This is a genomic window from Pseudomonas guariconensis (assembly GCF_024127895.1).
GTDB lineage: Bacteria > Pseudomonadota > Gammaproteobacteria > Pseudomonadales > Pseudomonadaceae > Aquipseudomonas > Aquipseudomonas guariconensis_B.
This window is the reverse complement of sequence record NZ_JAMYBK010000001.1, coordinates 394,029-410,396: the sequence shown is the minus strand read 5'-3', so window position 1 is coordinate 410,396 and position 16,368 is coordinate 394,029. Positions and strand designations below refer to the sequence as shown.

14 protein-coding genes and 1 pseudogene are annotated in these 16,368 nt (G+C 65.0%); 6 read left to right on the top strand and 9 right to left on the bottom strand.

Annotated features, from left to right (window positions below; all coding sequences use genetic code 11):
* Nucleotides 1-12: 12 nt before the first annotated feature.
* The 8 genes from rseP to rpsB form a co-directional block, all read right to left on the bottom strand.
* Complete coding sequence (gene rseP / locus NJF35_RS01900; RefSeq protein WP_225787338.1) at nucleotides 13-1,353, bottom strand: RIP metalloprotease RseP; 1,341 nt, start codon at nucleotides 1,351-1,353, stop codon at nucleotides 13-15.
* A gap of 84 nt (nucleotides 1,354-1,437) precedes the next feature.
* On the bottom strand, nucleotides 1,438-2,628 hold the full coding sequence (gene ispC, locus NJF35_RS01895; RefSeq protein ID WP_253090630.1) for a 1-deoxy-D-xylulose-5-phosphate reductoisomerase: 1,191 nt from the start codon (nucleotides 2,626-2,628) through the stop codon (nucleotides 1,438-1,440).
* Entirely contained in the window at nucleotides 2,625-3,440 is an 816-nt protein-coding gene (locus NJF35_RS01890) for a phosphatidate cytidylyltransferase (RefSeq protein ID WP_225787336.1), read from the bottom strand. Before NJF35_RS01890 ends, ispC begins: the two co-directional genes overlap by 4 nt.
* Nucleotides 3,440-4,195, bottom strand: coding sequence for a polyprenyl diphosphate synthase (gene uppS / locus NJF35_RS01885; protein WP_225787335.1), 756 nt, complete (start codon nucleotides 4,193-4,195; stop codon nucleotides 3,440-3,442). The genes NJF35_RS01890 and uppS overlap by 1 nt, the downstream gene beginning before the upstream one ends.
* A 15-nt stretch (nucleotides 4,196-4,210) precedes the next feature.
* On the bottom strand, nucleotides 4,211-4,768 hold the full coding sequence (frr, locus tag NJF35_RS01880) for a ribosome recycling factor (protein ID WP_253079936.1): 558 nt from the start codon (nucleotides 4,766-4,768) through the stop codon (nucleotides 4,211-4,213).
* Entirely contained in the window at nucleotides 4,765-5,508 is a 744-nt protein-coding gene (gene pyrH, locus NJF35_RS01875; RefSeq protein ID WP_225787333.1) for a UMP kinase, read from the bottom strand. The genes frr and pyrH overlap by 4 nt, the downstream gene beginning before the upstream one ends.
* A 182-nt stretch (nucleotides 5,509-5,690) precedes the next feature.
* On the bottom strand, nucleotides 5,691-6,557 hold the full coding sequence (gene tsf / locus NJF35_RS01870) for a translation elongation factor Ts (protein WP_225787332.1): 867 nt from the start codon (nucleotides 6,555-6,557) through the stop codon (nucleotides 5,691-5,693).
* A gap of 189 nt (nucleotides 6,558-6,746) precedes the next feature.
* Nucleotides 6,747-7,484, bottom strand: coding sequence for a 30S ribosomal protein S2 (rpsB, locus tag NJF35_RS01865; protein ID WP_084854358.1), 738 nt, complete (start codon nucleotides 7,482-7,484; stop codon nucleotides 6,747-6,749).
* Nucleotides 7,485-7,831: 347 nt separating this feature from the next.
* On the opposite strand from rpsB, the gene map reads away from it, so the two are divergent.
* The 3 genes from map to dapC are packed head-to-tail and all read left to right on the top strand — an operon-like array spanning nucleotide 7,832 to nucleotide 12,574.
* Nucleotides 7,832-8,614 (top strand): type I methionyl aminopeptidase, encoded by a 783-nt coding sequence (map, locus tag NJF35_RS01860; RefSeq protein ID WP_225787331.1) that lies wholly within the window; start codon nucleotides 7,832-7,834, stop codon nucleotides 8,612-8,614.
* A gap of 38 nt (nucleotides 8,615-8,652) precedes the next feature.
* Nucleotides 8,653-11,355: a [protein-PII] uridylyltransferase gene (locus NJF35_RS01855; protein WP_225787330.1), complete on the top strand. Its 2,703-nt coding sequence runs from the start codon at nucleotides 8,653-8,655 to the stop codon at nucleotides 11,353-11,355.
* Between the two features lie 22 nt (nucleotides 11,356-11,377).
* Nucleotides 11,378-12,574 (top strand): succinyldiaminopimelate transaminase, encoded by a 1,197-nt coding sequence (gene dapC / locus NJF35_RS01850; protein ID WP_225787329.1) that lies wholly within the window; start codon nucleotides 11,378-11,380, stop codon nucleotides 12,572-12,574.
* Nucleotides 12,575-12,607: 33 nt separating this feature from the next.
* Here the strand turns inward: dapC and NJF35_RS01845 are convergent, their stop codons facing one another.
* Entirely contained in the window at nucleotides 12,608-14,254 is a 1,647-nt protein-coding gene (locus NJF35_RS01845; RefSeq protein WP_225787328.1) for a Na+/H+ antiporter, read from the bottom strand.
* Between the two features lie 299 nt (nucleotides 14,255-14,553).
* On the opposite strand from NJF35_RS01845, the pseudogene NJF35_RS01840 reads away from it, so the two are divergent.
* The 3 genes and pseudogenes from NJF35_RS01840 to dapD all read left to right on the top strand — a co-directional run bounded on the left by NJF35_RS01840 (nucleotide 14,554) and on the right by dapD (nucleotide 16,310).
* Nucleotides 14,554-14,774: pseudogene (locus NJF35_RS01840) on the top strand (HigA family addiction module antitoxin).
* Nucleotides 14,775-14,885: 111 nt separating this feature from the next.
* Nucleotides 14,886-15,233 (top strand): ArsC family reductase, encoded by a 348-nt coding sequence (locus NJF35_RS01835; protein WP_225787462.1) that lies wholly within the window; start codon nucleotides 14,886-14,888, stop codon nucleotides 15,231-15,233.
* Between the two features lie 42 nt (nucleotides 15,234-15,275).
* A complete protein-coding gene (gene dapD / locus NJF35_RS01830) occupies nucleotides 15,276-16,310 on the top strand; it encodes a 2,3,4,5-tetrahydropyridine-2,6-dicarboxylate N-succinyltransferase (protein WP_225787327.1) in 1,035 nt (344 codons plus the stop codon).
* The last annotated feature ends 58 nt before the right edge of the window (nucleotides 16,311-16,368 follow it).

The window sequence follows — 16,368 nt, the reverse complement described above, 5'->3', positions numbered from 1 at the left end:
GAGCGAAGCTTTTTATAGTCGACCCAGATCGTTGATCAGGGCGAGCAACATCACCCCAATGACTAAACTGATACCGATCTGGACCCCCCAACCTTGCACCCGATCCGAGAGCGGACGACCGCGCGCCCACTCGATCAGGTAGAACAGCAAATGCCCCCCATCCAGTACTGGGATGGGCAGCAGGTTAAGAACCCCCAGGCTTATGCTCAGGTAGGCCAGGAAATTCAGGAAATCCCCCACGCCCGACTGGGCTGAAGCGCCCGCCACTTTAGCAATGGTTATCGGTCCGCTCAAGTTTTTTACCGAGAGCTCCCCGAACAGCATTTTCTTCAGCGATTCGAGGGTCAGGACGCTCATGCTCCAGGTTCGCGACAGGCCCTCGCCCACCGCTTCCAGGGGGCCATAGCTGACTTCGCGAAGCATGCTGGCGGGCCATTCGACGCCCTTGACACCTGCCCCCAGGTAGCCACCCTCGCCCTGCCGGGCCAGGGTGACCGGGACCTCCAGCTGCGCCCCGTCACGCTCCACGCGCAGCAGCACCTTGGCCTCTGGACGGGCACGCACGCCGTCGACCACCTGCTGCCAGTCGCTCAGCGCGACCCCGTCCAGGGCCAACAATTTGTCGCCACTCTTGAGCCCGGCGGCGGCAGCCGGCCCCTTGGGATCGATCTGCGCCAGCACCGGCGTCACCGCCGGGCGCCAGGGGCGCAAGCCGAGGGAGCGGATCGGGTCGGGCTCGTCGACGCCCTTGAGCCATTGATCCAGGCGGATATCGTGCTGGCGCTCGACCGAGCCGCCCTCGTCACGCACACCGACCCGCAGGGTCCCGCTCTCGCCCAGGCGACGAACCAGCTGCAGGTTGACCGCCGACCAGCCATTGGTCGGCTTGCCGTCGACGGAGACGACTTCCTGACCGGCGGCCAGGCCGGCGGATGCCGCCAGGCTGCCCGACTCGACCGCGCCGATCACCGGACGGACCTGCTGGGTGCCGAGCATGGCCAGGAGCCAGAAGAACAGGATGGCCAGGAGGAAGTTGGCGATGGGGCCGGCCGCGACGATAGCGATGCGCTGGCGCACCGGCTTGCGGTTGAAGGACTGCTCCGCCAATGCCGGCGGCACGTCGCCCTCGCGCTCGTCGAGCATCTTGACGTAGCCACCCAGGGGAATCGCCGCGACCACGAACTCGGTGCCATGACGGTCGTGCCAGCGCAGCAGTGGCGTGCCGAAGCCCACGGAGAAGCGCAGCACCTTGACGCCACAACGCCTGGCCACCCAGAAGTGGCCGAATTCATGGAAAGTGACCAATACACCCAAGGCAATCAGGGTGCCGATAATCATGTAGAGCGCTGTCATATCTATCTCCAAATGACGTTCAGCCCAGCCCTGGACCTTGTACGAAAAGTGCCGGAGCGGCGACTTTTCGTACAAATCTCACCATCAGCGACCGTGGCGCCTCAGCCATTCCCGGGAAAGCTCCCGGGCGCGCTGGTCGGCGGCGAACACCGCGTCCAGCGACGGCAACGGCACCACGGACTCCTGGTCGAGCACCTGTTCGATCATACCCGCGATCTCCGGGAAGCGGATACGCCGCTGGAGAAATGCCTCCACCGCCACTTCGTTGGCCGCATTGAGTACCGCCGGGGCGCTGTTGCCGGCCTCGGCAGCCTGGCGCGCCAGGCGCAGGCAGGGGAAGCGCTGTTCGTCGGGCGCCTGGAAATCCAGGCGGGCGATGGCGAACAGGTCCAGCGGCGCGACCCCGGAATCGATCCGCTCGGGCCAGGCCAGGGCATTGGCGATCGGCGTGCGCATGTCCGGGTTGCCCAGCTGGGCGAGCACCGAACCATCCACGTAGTCCACCAGGGAGTGGATCACACTCTGCGGGTGCACCACCACTTCCACCTTGTCCGGCGCGGCATCGAACAGCCAGCAGGCCTCGATCAGCTCCAGGCCCTTGTTCATCATGCTCGCCGAGTCGACCGAGATCTTCCGCCCCATGGACCAGTTGGGGTGAGCGCAGGCCTGCTCCGGCGTGACGTTCGCCAGGGCGGCTGCCGGCGTCTCGCGGAACGGCCCGCCCGAGGCGGTCAGCAGGATGCGCCGCACACCCACCGGGGCCAAGCCACGGGCGTAGTCGCCTGGCAGGCACTGGAAGATCGCGTTGTGCTCGCTGTCGATCGGCAGCAGCACGGCACCACTGCGCCGCACCGCCCCCATGAACAGCGCACCGGACATCACCAGGGCTTCCTTGTTGGCCAGCAGCACCTTCTTGCCCGCCTCGACGGCCGCCAGGGTCGGGCGCAGGCCCGCGGCACCGACGATGGCCGCCATCACCGCGTCCACTTCGGCCGCGCGGGCCACCTGGCACAACCCCGCCTCCCCTTCCAGCACCTCGGTGGCGCAGCCGGTCGCGGCCAACCCCTCGCGCAGGCGCGTGGCGGCCTCGGCGCTCGGCACCACGGCATAGGCCGGGCGGTGCCGCTCGCACAGCGCCAGCAACTGGTCGAGACGGGAATAGCCACTCAGGGCGAACACCTGGTAGCGCTCAGGATGACGGGCGATGACATCCAGGGTGCTCAGGCCGATGGAGCCGGTCGCCCCCAGCACGGTAATGCGTTGCGCGCGACTCACATCACACCCCACTCGGCCGCCCAGAGCAGCACGGCGAACATCGGGATCGCCGCGGTCAGGCTGTCGATGCGGTCGAGCACGCCGCCATGGCCGGGCAGCAGGTTGCTGCTGTCCTTGATGCCTTCGCGGCGTTTGAACATGCTCTCGGTCAGGTCACCGATCACCGAGGACATCACCACGACCACGGCGCCCAGCAGGCCCAGCAGCAACTGACCGATACCCCAGTCGCGGGCCAGGCCCACGCCCAGGGCGATCAGCAGGCTGACCGCCAGGCCGCCATAGACCCCTTCCCAGCTCTTGCCAGGGCTGACCTGTGGCGCCAGCTTGCGCTTGCCGAACGCGCGCCCCGAGAAGTAGGCGCCGATATCGGCGGCCCAGACCAGCACCATGACCGCCAGGATCAGCCCGTTGCCCAGCGGCCAGTGCTTGAGCAGCACCAGGCCCTGCCAGGCCGGCAGTAGCACCAGCAGGCCGATCAGCAGGCGACAGGCAGCGCTGGCCCACAGCTCGCTACTGCGTGGGTAGGTGAGCACCAGCCAGGTGGCCAGCCCCCACCAGATCACCGAGGCGCCAAGCACCCAGGGCGCAAGGTCCGGCATCAGGTAAAGCAGCATCAGCGCCCCGGCGACCACCGCGGCATAGGCCAGGCGCAACGGCTGGGCCACGAGCCCCGCCAGGCGCGCCCACTCCCAGGCGCCGACGGTCACCACGAAGCCGATGAACAAGGCGAAATCCCCGCCGTGGAGCAGGAAGAATCCACCCAGCGCGATCGGCAGCAGGATCAGCGCAGTAATGATGCGTTGTTTAAGCATTAAGCACGAGCTCCAGCCTCGACCTGCTCGCTGGTCTTACCGAAGCGGCGCTGGCGCGAAGCGAAATCGGCCAGGGCGTTGCGCATGGCCTCGTGTTTGAAGTCCGGCCAGTACAGGTCGGAGAAGTACAGCTCGGCATAGGCCAACTGCCACAGCAGGAAGTTGCTGATGCGATGCTCGCCCCCGGTACGGATGCACAGGTCGGGCAACGGCAGGTCGCCGGTGGCCAGGCAGGTTTGCAGCAGCCCCGGGGTGATGTCGTCCGGACGCAGGTGGCCAGCCTGGACTTCCCGCGCCAGGCGTTGGGCGGCCTGGGCGATGTCCCACTGGCCACCGTAGTTGGCGGCGATCTGCAGGATGAAGCGATCGTTGCCGGCGGTCAGGGCCTCGGCCTCGCGCATGGCGGCCTGCAGCTCAGGGTGGAAGCGCGTGCGGTCACCGATGATGCGCAGGCTGATGCGGTTCTCGTTGAGGCGCTTGGCCTCGCGGCGCAAGGCCGAGAAGAACAGCTCCATCAGGGCACCGACCTCCTCGGCCGGGCGCTGCCAGTTCTCGCTGGAGAAGGCGAACAGGGTCAGCACCTCGACCCCCGCCTCGGCACAGACTTCGATCACCGCGCGCACGGCGTCCACGCCAGCCTTGTGCCCGGCGACGCCGGGCAGCAGGCGCTTCTTCGCCCAGCGGTTGTTACCGTCCATGATGATCGCGACGTGACGCGGCACCGAAGGCGATGCCGCTGGCTTGGTCTTTTCCATGAAAAAGTCCCGGCCTCAGACGGCCATCAGGTCCTTTTCCTTGGCTTCGAGGGCCTTGTCGACCTCGCCGACATACTTGTCGGTCAGTTTCTGCAGCTCGTCGGCGGCACGACGCTCTTCGTCCTCGCTGATCGCCTTGTCCTTGGACAGCTTCTTCAGGTCAGCCAGGGCGTCACGACGCACGTTGCGCACGGCGACCTTGGCTTCCTCGGCAACGGCACGGGCCTGCTTGGTGTAGCCCTTGCGGGTTTCCTCGGTCAGGGCGGGCATCGGCACGCGGATGGTGGTGCCGGCACTGGACGGGTTCAGGCCCAGGTCGGAGGTCAGGATGGCCTTCTCGATGGCAGCGCTGAGGTTCTTGTCGTGGGCGACGATCTTCAGGGTGCGGGCGTCCTCGACGGTGATCGCGGCCACCTGGTTCAGCGGCATCTCGCTACCCCAGGCCGGGACCTTGACGCTGTCCAGGATGCTCGGGTGCGCGCGACCGGTGCGGATGGACGCCAGGTTGCGGCCAAGGGCCTCGATGGACTTGCCCATGCGCTCCTGGGCGTCTTTCTTGATGTCGTTGATCATGCTTCGCCTTCCTCGATCAAAGTTCCTTCAGCGCCACCCACTACGATGTTCAGCAGGGCGCCAGGCTTGTTCATGTTGAATACCCGCAATGGCATCTTGTGGTCGCGGCACAGGCAGATTGCGGTCAGGTCCATGACGCCGAGCTTGCGATCCAGGACCTCGTCGTAGGTCAGGTGATCGAACTTCTCGGCATGCGGGTCCTTGAATGGATCGGCAGTGTAGACACCATCGACCTTGGTCGCCTTCAGCACGACATCGGCATCGATCTCGATAGCGCGCAGGCAGGCAGCGGAGTCGGTGGTGAAGAACGGGTTGCCGGTACCGGCGGAGAAAATTACCACATCCCCGGAGTTGAGGTGACGAATAGCTTTGCGACGATCGTAATGATCGGTGACGCCAACCATGGAAATGGCCGACATGACGATGGCCGGGATGTTCGAACGCTCGAGGGCGTCACGCATGGCCAGCGCGTTCATCACCGTGGCCAGCATCCCCATGTGGTCGCCGGTGACGCGGTCCATGCCAGCCGCGCTGAGGGCGGCGCCGCGGAACAGGTTGCCACCACCGATCACCAAGCCGACCTGGACACCGATGCCGACCAGTTGGCCAACTTCCAGGGCCATGCGATCCAGGACTTTCGGGTCGATCCCGAACTCTTCCGACCCCATCAGGGCCTCGCCGCTAAGTTTGAGCAAAATGCGTTTATAGCGAGGTTGGCGACCACTCACCTGCTGGGCCATTCGAGTCTCTCCTGCGGCGTTCTTTGAGAAAATTCCGTGCGGGCTGTGTGCAGCCTGCTAACTGTAGCGTGGCGCCGCTTCGGCGCCAGCGGACAGGAGCGGGATAAACCCCCGTCCGGTTTGACAAAGAGGCTGCGCGCGTGAGCGGGCAGCCTCTTCGGGGCGACAGATGAAAATCCGTCTTATTGCTTCTGGGCAGCAGCCACTTGAGCAGCAACTTCTTCGGCGAAGTTGTCTTCTTTCTTCTCGATGCCTTCACCGACTTCGTAGCGAACGAAGGAAACGATCTCGGCACCGGCTTTCTTGGCCAGCTCGCCGACCTTGACCTCCGGATCCATGACGAAGGCTTGCTCGACCAGGCTGGCTTCGGCCAGGAACTTGGTGATACGGCCCTTGATCATGTTCTCGACGATGTTTTCCGGCTTGCCGGCGATCTTGTCGGCGTTCAGCTGCAGGAAGATTTCTTTTTCCTTGGCAACCAGCTCTTCGGAAACGTCTTCCGGACGAACGACTTCCGGCTTCGAGGCCGCCACGTGCATGGCGATCTTCTTGGCCAGTTCTTCGTCGCCGCCTTTCAGGACGACCAGGACACCGATGCGGTGGCCGTGCAGGTAGGAACCGATCACGTCACCCTGGACAGCGGTCAGGCGACGGATGTTGACGTTCTCGCCGCACTTGGCGACCAGGGCTTCACGCGCCGATTCACGCGAGGCGATCAGCGGAGCGGCGTCGGTCAGGTTCTGCTCGAACGCTTCGTTCAGGCTGTCCTTGACGAAGCCTTTGAAGTCGTCCTGCAGGGCCAGGAAGTCGGTCTGCGAGTTGACTTCGATGATCAGGCCACGGCCGCCTTCGGCGCGAACGGCGATCGAACCTTCGGCAGCGATGTTGCCGGCCTTCTTGGCGGCCTTGATGGCGCCGGAGGCGCGCATGTCGTCGATGGCCTTCTCGATGTCACCGCCGGCAGCAACCAGTGCTTTCTTGCACTCCATCATGCCCTGGCCGGTACGCTCACGCAGTTCCTTGACCAGCGCTGCAGTAATTTCTGCCATTTCAAAATCCTCGTTGGATAGGTTTTCAACCATTCCACCCGCGCGCGGCGGGCGTTCAATTCTGCGAATCACTGCCTTCATGCCAGCGAAGCACGATGATGCGGCGCTCTTTCTGACAGCAGGATTTCAAGGTGGCAAAAAGGGGGCCAAGCCCCCTTTTCGCGTGCCAAGTCAGACGCTAGGCGTCAATCACTCGGCAGCTGGTGCAGCCGCTTCTTCAGCGTAAACTTCGGTGCCGCCGGCAACGTTGTTGCGGCCGCGGATGACCGCGTCGGCCATCGAAGTCATGTACAGCTCGATGGCGCGGATGGCGTCGTCGTTGCCTGGGATGACGTAGTCAACGCCTTCCGGGCTGCTGTTGGTATCGACAACGCCGATGACCGGGATGCCCAGCTTGTTGGCTTCGGTGATGGCAATGCGCTCGTGCTCGACGTCGATCACGAACAGTGCGTCCGGCAGGCCGCCCATGTCCTTGATGCCGCCCAGGCTGCGATCCAGTTTTTCCAGGTCGCGGGTACGCATCAGGGCTTCTTTCTTGGTCAGCTTGGCGAAGGTGCCGTCTTCGGCCTGGGTTTCCAGGTCGCGCAGACGCTTGATCGAAGCGCGGATGGTCTTGTAGTTGGTCAGCATGCCGCCCAACCAGCGGTGGTCAACGTATGGCGAACCGCAACGAGCAGCCTGCTCGGCGACGATCTTGCCGGCGGAACGCTTGGTGCCGACGAACAGGATCTTGTTCTTGCCCTGGGCCAGGCGCTCGACGAACGACAGGGCGTCGTTGAACATCGGCAGGGTTTTTTCCAGGTTGATGATGTGGATCTTGTTACGAGCGCCGAAAATGAACTTGCCCATTTTCGGGTTCCAGTAACGGGTCTGGTGGCCGAAGTGCACACCGGCCTTCAGCATATCGCGCATGTTGACTTGGGACATGATAGTTCCTTGATAAGTCGGGTTGGGCCTCCACGTATCCCAATGACCAACCCGCGAACCCAGCGAGTTCGGGGCACCCAGGTCATCGTGTCGACACGTGTGTGGGTTTGGGCTTGCGGGGGACCTCCCCCGAAAGCGGCGCATTTTATACCACAGACCGCGGGCGAACGGAACCCGGATGGTGCTTCGTCCGTCAGCGGCTTTTGCAGCATGCCGGCAATCGCGCCAGAATGCTCTCGGTAGACACCGGATTTGCCGGTTTATCCCGACAGATGGGCGCCTCGCTCTGGTAGAATCCGGCCTTTCCCGTTCGTTCGCGCCCTTCCCGGCGCCGTAGAGAGCCTGTAATGACCGTCACCATCAAGACCGCAGAAGACATCGAGAAGATGCGCATCGCCGGCCGCCTGGCCGCCGAAGTCCTCGAGATGATCGAGGAACACGTCAAGCCCGGTGTCACCACCGAGGAACTGGACCGCCTGTGCCACGACTACATCGTCAACGTCCAGCAGGCCATTCCGGCGCCGCTGAACTACAAGGGCTTCCCCAAGTCGATCTGCACCTCGATCAACCATGTGGTCTGCCACGGCATCCCCAATGAGAAGCCGCTGAAGAAAGGCGACATCATCAACATCGACGTCACCGTGATCAAGGACGGCTACCACGGCGACACCAGCCGCATGTTCTACGTCGGCGAGGTGCCGGAGTGGGCCGAGCGCCTGTGCAAGGTCACCCAGGAGTGCATGTACAAGGCCATCGAACTGGTCAAGCCGGGCTGCCGCCTGGGCGACATCGGCGAGGTGATCCAGAAGCACGCCGAGAAGAACGGCTTCTCGGTGGTCCGCGAGTTCTGCGGCCATGGCATCGGCAAGGTGTTCCACGAGGAGCCGCAGGTCCTGCACTACGGCAAGGCCGGCACCGGCATGGAACTCAAGGAAGGCATGACCTTCACCATCGAGCCGATGATCAACCAGGGCAAGGCCGACACCAAGGTCCTGGGCGACGGCTGGACCGCCATCACCAAGGACCGCAAGCTCTCGGCCCAGTGGGAACACACCATCCTGGTGACCGCCAGCGGCTACGAGATCTTCACCCTGCGCAAGGACGACACCCTTCCACGCATTTCGGCCTGAGCCAGCCCCGGGCAGACCAACGACAGGAACGCGACCCGATGACCCAGGTGGATCCGGAGCTGTTCGACCGTGGCCAGTTCCAGGCGGAACTGGCGCTCAAGGCGAGCCCTATCGCCGCCTTCAAGAAAGCCATCCGCCAGGCCGGCGCGGTGCTCGACAGGCGTTTTCGCGAAGGCGGCGAGATCCGCCGGCTGATCGAGGACCGCGCCTGGTTCGTCGACAACATCCTGCAACAGGCCTGGAACCAGTTCGACTGGTGCGACCAGGCCGGTATCGCCCTGGTCGCCGTCGGCGGCTACGGCCGTGGCGAGCTGCACCCCTGGTCGGACATCGACCTGCTGATCCTGCTGGACGCCGCCGAGCATGAGCAGTACCGCGAGGCCATCGAGTGCTTCCTCACCCTGCTCTGGGACATCGGCCTGGAAGTGGGCCAGAGCGTGCGCACCGTCCAGGAGTGCGCCGAACAGGCCCGCGCCGACCTGACGGTGATCACCAACCTGATGGAAAGCCGTACCATCGCCGGCCCCGAATCGCTGCGCCAGCGCATGCTGGAAGTGACCAGCACCGAGCACATGTGGCCGAGCAAGGAGTTCTTCCTGGCCAAGCGCGCCGAACTCAAGGCCCGCCACCACAAGTACAACGATACCGAGTACAACCTCGAGCCCAACGTCAAGGGCTCCCCGGGCGGCCTGCGCGACATCCAGACGGTGCTGTGGGTGGCCCGTCGCCAGTACGGCACCCTGAACCTGCATGCCCTGGCCGGCGAGGGCTTCCTGCTGGAAAGCGAGAACGAGTTGCTGGCCTCTTCGCAGGCCTTCCTCTGGCGCGTGCGCTATGCCCTGCACATGCTCGCCGGGCGTGCCGAGGACCGCTTGCTGTTCGACCACCAGCGCAGCATCGCCGCGCTGCTGGGCTACAGCGACGAAAACCCCAAGCGCGCCATCGAGCAGTTCATGCAGCAGTACTACCGGGTGGTGATGAGCATCAGCCAGCTGTGCGACCTGATCATCCAGCACTTCGAGGAAGTCATCCTCGCCGACGACGACAGCGGCACCACCCAGCCACTGAATGCGCGCTTCCGACTCCACGACGGCTATATAGAAGCGGCTCACCCGAACGTCTTCAAGCGCACCCCATTCGCCATGCTGGAGATCTTCGTGCTGATGGCCCAGCACCCGGAGATCAAGGGCGTGCGCGCCGACACCGTGCGCCTGTTGCGCGAACATCGGCACCTGATCGACGACAGGTTCCGCCACGATATCCGCAATACCAGCCTGTTCATCGAGCTGTTCAAATGTGAGATCGGCATCCACCGCAACCTGCGCCGGATGAACCGCTACGGCATCCTCGGCCGCTATTTGCCGGAGTTCGGCCTGATCGTCGGGCAGATGCAGCACGACCTGTTCCACATCTACACGGTCGACGCCCACACCCTCAACCTGATCAAGCACCTGCGCAAGCTGCAGTACACGCCGGTCTCGGAGAAGTTTCCGCTGGCCAGCAAGCTCATGGGCCGCCTGCCCAAGCCCGAGCTGATCTACCTGGCCGGCCTGTACCACGATATCGGCAAGGGCCGCCAGGGCGACCACTCCGAGCTCGGCGCGGTGGATGCCCAGGCCTTCTGCGAGCGCCACCAGTTGCCGGCCTGGGATACCCGGCTGATCGTCTGGCTGGTGCAGCAGCACCTGGTGATGTCCACCACCGCCCAGCGCAAGGACCTCTCCGACCCGCAGGTGATCAACGACTTCGCCCTGCTGGTGGGTGACGAGACGCGCCTGGACTACCTCTACGTCCTGACCGTGGCCGACATCAACGCCACCAACCCCAGCCTGTGGAACTCCTGGCGCGCGAGCCTGCTGCGCCAGCTCTACACCGAGACCAAGCGCGCCTTGCGCCGGGGCCTGGAAAACCCGCTGGACCGCGAGGAGCAGATCCGCCAGACGCAGAACGCGGCGCTGGACATCCTGGTCCGCGAGGGCACCGACCCGGACGACGTGGAACAGTTGTGGGCGCAACTGGGCGATGACTACTTCCTGCGCCACACCGCCGCCGACGTGGCCTGGCACAGCGATGCGATCCTCCAGCAACCGGCCGACGGCGGCCCGCTGGTGCTGATCAAGGAAACCACCCAGCGCGAGTTCGAGGGCGGCACGCAGATCTTCATCTATGCCCCCGACCAGCACGACTTCTTCGCCGTGACGGTGGCCGCCATGGACCAGCTCAACCTGAACATCCACGACGCGCGGATCATCACCTCCAGCAGCCAGTTCACCCTCGACACCTACATCGTGCTGGACAACGACGGCGGCGCCATCGGCGACAACCCGCAGCGGGTCAAGGAGATCCGCGAAGGCCTGACCGAGGCCCTGCGCAACCCCGAGAACTACCCGACCATCATCCAGCGCCGGGTGCCGCGCCAGCTCAAGCACTTCACCTTCGCGCCCCAGGTGACCATCCTCAACGATGCCCAGCGGCCGGTGACCATCCTCGAGATCACCGCCCCCGACCGCCCGGGCCTGCTGGCGCGGCTGGGCAAGATCTTCCTGGAGTTCGACCTGTCGCTGCAAAACGCCAAGATCGCCACCCTCGGCGAGCGCGTGGAAGACGTGTTCTTCATCACCGACGCCGACAACCAGCCGCTGTCCGACCCGCAACTGTGCAGCCGCCTGCAGGAGGCCATCATCCAGCAGTTGCAACCCAGCCCGGCCAGCGAACCCAGCACCACCCGCGTGACTTTCTAACGATTGACGAGACCTTGCGCCGATGAACCATGCCTTGACCCAGCTTCAGCCCTACCCGTTCGAGAAACTCCGCGCCCTGCTGGGCAGCGTGAAGCCGGCTGCGGACAAACGCGCCATCGCCCTCTCGATCGGTGAACCGAAGCACGAATCGCCCGCCTTCGTGGCCCAGGCCATGGCCGACAACCTCAAGCAACTGGCGGTCTACCCGAGCACCATCGGCCTGCCCGCCCTGCGCCAGGCCATCGGCCAGTGGTGCGAGCGGCGCTTCGGCGTGCCGGCCGGCTGGCTCGACGCCGAGCGCCATATCCTGCCGGTCAACGGCACCCGCGAGGCACTGTTCGCCTTCACCCAGGCCGTGGTCAACCGTGCCGATGACGGCCTGGTGGTCAGCCCCAACCCGTTCTATCAAATCTATGAAGGCGCGGCCCTGCTGGCCGGCGCCACCCCGCACTACCTGCCATGCCTGGCGGACAACGGCTTCAACCCGGACTTCGACGCCGTGCCGGCCGAGGTCTGGCAGCGCTGCCAGATCCTCTTCCTGTGCTCCCCGGGCAACCCCACCGGCGCTCTGGTGCCGATGGACACGCTCAAGAAACTGATCGCCCTGGCTGACGAGCACGACTTCGTGATCGCCGCCGACGAATGCTACAGCGAGCTGTACTTCGACGAGGACGCACCGCCGCCCGGCCTGCTGAGCGCTTGCGCGGCGCTTGGCCGCAGCGACTTCAAGCGCTGCGTGGTGTTCCACAGCCTGTCCAAGCGCTCCAACCTGCCAGGGCTGCGCTCGGGCTTCGTGGCCGGTGACGCCGAGATCATCAAGCCGTTCCTGCTGTACCGCACCTACCATGGCTGCGCCATGCCGGTGCAGACCCAGCTGGCCAGCATCGCCGCCTGGCAGGACGAAGCCCACGTGCGCGAGAACCGCGACCAGTACCGGGCCAAGTTCGACGCCGTGCTGGACATCCTCCAGCCGGTCATGGACGTGCAGCGCCCGGATGGCAGCTTCTACCTGTGGGCCAAGGTGCCGGGCAGCGACGCCGACTTCGCCCGCGACCTGTTCGAGGCCGAGCATGTGACGGTGGTGCCGGGCTCTTACTTGTCGCGCGAGGTGGATGGGGTCAACCCGGGGGCCGGGCGCGTGCGGATGGCACTGGTCGCGCCACTGGCCGAGTGCATCGAGGCAGCCGAGCGGATTCGTGACTTCCTGAGCGAGCGCTGATGCCTCGGGGGCCGCTTTGCAGCCCCCGGCGATCTACCTGACCTGCCCCAGGTTCGCCTCGCTCATGTCCAACTCCCCGAGCACCTGGCGCACCACCTCGTCCCCGACCAGATGCTGGCGGTGCAGGTTGTAGAGCTCCAGGCGCTGGGCCCGCAACGCGCGTATGCGCAGGCGGCGCTCCAGTTGATCCATCTGCTCGGCCAGGGCCCGCGCCTCGGCGCTGTCGTTGTAGCTGGCCAGCTCATCGCGATACTCGGCCATCAGGCGCGCCTTGAGTTCGGTGGCCAAGGTCGCCTGGGCCGCATCCTGGGGGGCATTGGCATCGATGACCTCCTCGGCCTCCAGGGCGTGGATGGCCGCCTCCGCCGTACGTCGCCAGGCGTCCTGGACTTCCTGGCGCAAGCGCTCGTCCGGGCTCTTGGTCACGCCGCGCAACAACAGCGGCAAGGCGATGCAGGCACTGACCAGCGACATCAGGATCACCCCGGCCGCGATGAAGATCAGCAGGTCACGCTCGGGGAACGCCTTGCCGGCACCGATCAGCAACGGCACCGACATCACACCGGCCAGGGTCACCGCGCCCCGTACACCGCCGAGAGTCAGCAGCAGGCAGGAGCGTGTGGTCGGCAACAGCACCAGGTCCGGCTTGCCACGCCAACGCCGGATGACACCGATCGCACGCCAGATGCTCTGCACCCAGACGAAGCGCAGCAGCACCAGCGCCACGAAGATCGCCACCACGTCCAGGCAACGCCAGGCCAGCGTCGGCCATAACGAAGTCTCGTGGCTGACCACCGCCTTGATGATGTCTGGCAGTTGCAGGCCCAGCAGCAGGAAGATCAGGCCGTTGAAGGCGAACTCCAGCAACGACCAGACACTGCGGTTGAGCAAGCGCGTACTGGTCTGCCGCGGCAACAGGTCGAGCCAGCTCTGCATCATGCCGGCAGCCACCGCAGACAGGATGCCGGACACGCCCAGGCGCTCGGCCACCACGTAGGCGGCGAACGGCAGCAGCAGCATGAACACCACATGGGTCGCCGGGTCGTCCCAGCCACGGGCGATCATCCAGGCCCGCAGGCGACCGACCAGCCAGCTCAGGGCGACACCGACAGCCAGGCCGCCGAGCGCCACCAGGACGAAGGTCAGGCTCGCTTCGGCGAGGGAGAACACCCCGGTGATCGCCGCTGCCAGGGCGAACTTGAAGGTCACCAGGCCCGAGGCATCGTTCATCAGCGCTTCGCCCTGGAGCATGTGCATCAAGGGCGTGGGCAAACGGTCCTGGGTAATGGCCGAGACCGCCACGGCATCGGTGGGCGACAGTACCGCCGCCAGGGCGAAGGCCACCGCCAGGGGGATGCTCGGCAGCAACCAATGGATGAAGTAGCCTGCGCCGACCACGGTGAACAGCACCAACCCCACCGCCAGCGCCACCACCGGCCCGCGCAGGCGCCACAACTCGCGCTTGGGCATGCGCCAGCCATCGGCGAACAGCAGCGGCGGCAGGAACAGGAAGAGGAACAGCTCCGGGTTCAGGGTCACATGCAGGCCCAGGGTCGGCCAGGCCAGCAAGGCGCCGGCGGCGATCTGCACCAGCGGCAGGGGCAACGGGATCATCCGCCCGACCAGTTTCGACACGCTTACCAGCGTCAGCAAGATAAGGACGGTATAGGCTGACTGCATCGGCAAAGCTTCCTGTGTGATCCGAACAAAGCGACAGCGGGGCGAATCATCGCCATTGAAACAATATGTTAGCGATGTCCCGGGAAGAAGGAACGCTGCACGAAAGTCGCAGCTGGCTGAAGAATATGTAACACAATACTACCCGCACCTGATTGACCCGCCTGGCCAAAGCTCGTCCACTGGCACGCTGGCGGCGCCCGATCAACGCTCAATGGCACCTGGGCTGTCTATGGGCCGTGAGGGCCGGAAGACGTTGAAATTGTCGATTACCACTGAGGTGCATCATGCTCAAGAACGGCATGCGTCCAATACATCCTGGCGAAATCCTGCGCGAAGAGTTCCAGCGGGAGATGGTTTTCAGCGCGGCGGCATTTCGGCCGACATGGCGCTACGGCTATCCATTTGCCTGAACACCACTGCGCAATTCTGGCTCGACTTGCAAATGGCCTATGACCTGCGCAAGGTCGAGCAGGAGCATGGCGTGCAAATCCTGCGAACCGTGCACCCCCTGGTCGCCTGACCTGGCTGCGCCAGCCGTGGCGCTGAGGGGAACGATGTCGCATAATCCGGCGACTTATTTTCGGGAGAACAGGGGGAGGATTGGGGAAGCCAACGATCCCCGATGAATTCAATGGCTTACACTCTCTACGGCATCAAGGCCTGCGACACCATGAAAAAGGCCCGTACCTGGCTTGACGAAAAAGCCATCGGCTACCAATTCCATGACTACAAGACCCAGGGCATCGACCGCGACAGCCTCAACCGCTGGTGCGACGAGCACGGCTGGGAAGTGGTCCTCAACCGCGCCGGCACCACCTTCCGCAAGCTCGACGACGCCAGCAAGGCCGATCTCGACCAAGCCAAGGCCGTCGAACTGATGCTCGCCCAACCGTCGATGATCAAGCGCCCGGTGCTCGACCTCGGCGAGCGCACCCTGGTCGGCTTCAAGCCCGACCTGTACGCCGCGGCGCTGGCCTGAGCCCGCCTTCGCTTCAACCCCTTATTCGCATGAGGTAACTGCATGTCCACTACCCTGTTCAGCCTGGCCTTCGGTGTCGGCACCCAGAACCGCCAGGGCGCCTGGCTGGAAGTCTTCTACGCCCAGCCCCTGCTCGCCCCGAGCGCCGAGCTGGTCGCCGCCGTGGCGCCGATCCTTGGCTATGAAGGCGGCAACCAGGCCATCACCTTCAGCACCGCCCAGGCCGCCCAGCTGGCCGAAGCGGTCAAAGGCATCGATGCCGCCCAGGGCGCGCTGCTGACCCGCCTGGCCGAAAGCCACAAGCCGCTGGTCGCCACCCTGCTGGCCGAGGACGGCGCCCTGGCCTCCACTCCCGAGGCCTACCTGAAGCTGCACCTGCTGTCCCACCGCCTGGTCAAGCCCCACGGCGTGAGCCTGGCCGGCATCTTCCCGCTGCTGCCGAACGTCGCCTGGACCAACCAGGGCGCCATCGACCTGGCGGAACTGGCCGAGCAGCAGCTGGAAGCGCGCCTGAAGGGCGAGCTGCTGGAAGTGTTCTCGGTGGACAAGTTCCCCAAGATGACCGACTACGTGGTCCCGGCCGGCGTGCGCATCGCCGACACCGCCCGTGTACGCCTGGGCGCCTACATCGGCGAAGGCACCACCATCATGCACGAGGGCTTCGTCAACTTTAACGCCGGCACCGAAGGCCCGGGCATGATCGAAGGGCGCGTCTCGGCCGGCGTGTTCGTCGGCAAGGGTTCCGACCTGGGTGGCGGCTGCTCGACCATGGGCACCCTGTCCGGCGGTGGCAACATCGTCATCACCGTCGGCGAAGGCTGCCTGATCGGCGCCAACGCCGGTATCGGCATCCCGCTGGGCGACCGCAACACCGTGGAAGCCGGCCTGTACATCACTGCCGGCACCAAGGTGCAACTGCTCGACGAGCAGAACCAGTTGGTCAAAGTGGTCAAGGCACGCGAACTGGCCGGCCAGGCCGACCTGCTGTTCCGCCGCAACTCGGTTTCCGGCGCCGTGGAGTGCAAGACCCACAAGTCGGCCATCGAGCTGAACGAGGCGCTGCACGCCCATAACTGAGAACCTTCCGCGGTTCGAAGTGATAAGATCGGGTCTGGCCCTGTGCCAGGCCCGTTTT

Bases quoted from the DNA above. Each gene is read 5' to 3' on its own strand.
- rseP (WP_225787338.1), bottom strand. From the start codon at position 1,353: ATGACAGCGCTCTACATGATTATCGGCACCCTGATTGCCTTGGGTGTA.
- NJF35_RS01890 (WP_225787336.1), bottom strand. From the start codon at position 3,440: ATGCTTAAACAACGCATCATTACTGCGCTGATCCTGCTGCCGATCGCG.
- uppS (WP_225787335.1), bottom strand. From the start codon at position 4,195: ATGGAAAAGACCAAGCCAGCGGCATCGCCTTCGGTGCCGCGTCACGTC.
- frr (WP_253079936.1), bottom strand. From the start codon at position 4,768: ATGATCAACGACATCAAGAAAGACGCCCAGGAGCGCATGGGCAAGTCC.
- pyrH (WP_225787333.1), bottom strand. From the start codon at position 5,508: ATGGCCCAGCAGGTGAGTGGTCGCCAACCTCGCTATAAACGCATTTTG.
- tsf (WP_225787332.1), bottom strand. From the start codon at position 6,557: ATGGCAGAAATTACTGCAGCGCTGGTCAAGGAACTGCGTGAGCGTACC.
- rpsB (WP_084854358.1), bottom strand. From the start codon at position 7,484: ATGTCCCAAGTCAACATGCGCGATATGCTGAAGGCCGGTGTGCACTTC.
- map (WP_225787331.1), top strand. From the start codon at position 7,832: ATGACCGTCACCATCAAGACCGCAGAAGACATCGAGAAGATGCGCATC.
- NJF35_RS01855 (WP_225787330.1), top strand. From the start codon at position 8,653: ATGACCCAGGTGGATCCGGAGCTGTTCGACCGTGGCCAGTTCCAGGCG.
- dapC (WP_225787329.1), top strand. From the start codon at position 11,378: ATGAACCATGCCTTGACCCAGCTTCAGCCCTACCCGTTCGAGAAACTC.
- NJF35_RS01845 (WP_225787328.1), bottom strand. From the start codon at position 14,254: ATGCAGTCAGCCTATACCGTCCTTATCTTGCTGACGCTGGTAAGCGTG.
- NJF35_RS01835 (WP_225787462.1), top strand. From the start codon at position 14,886: ATGGCTTACACTCTCTACGGCATCAAGGCCTGCGACACCATGAAAAAG.
- dapD (WP_225787327.1), top strand. From the start codon at position 15,276: ATGTCCACTACCCTGTTCAGCCTGGCCTTCGGTGTCGGCACCCAGAAC.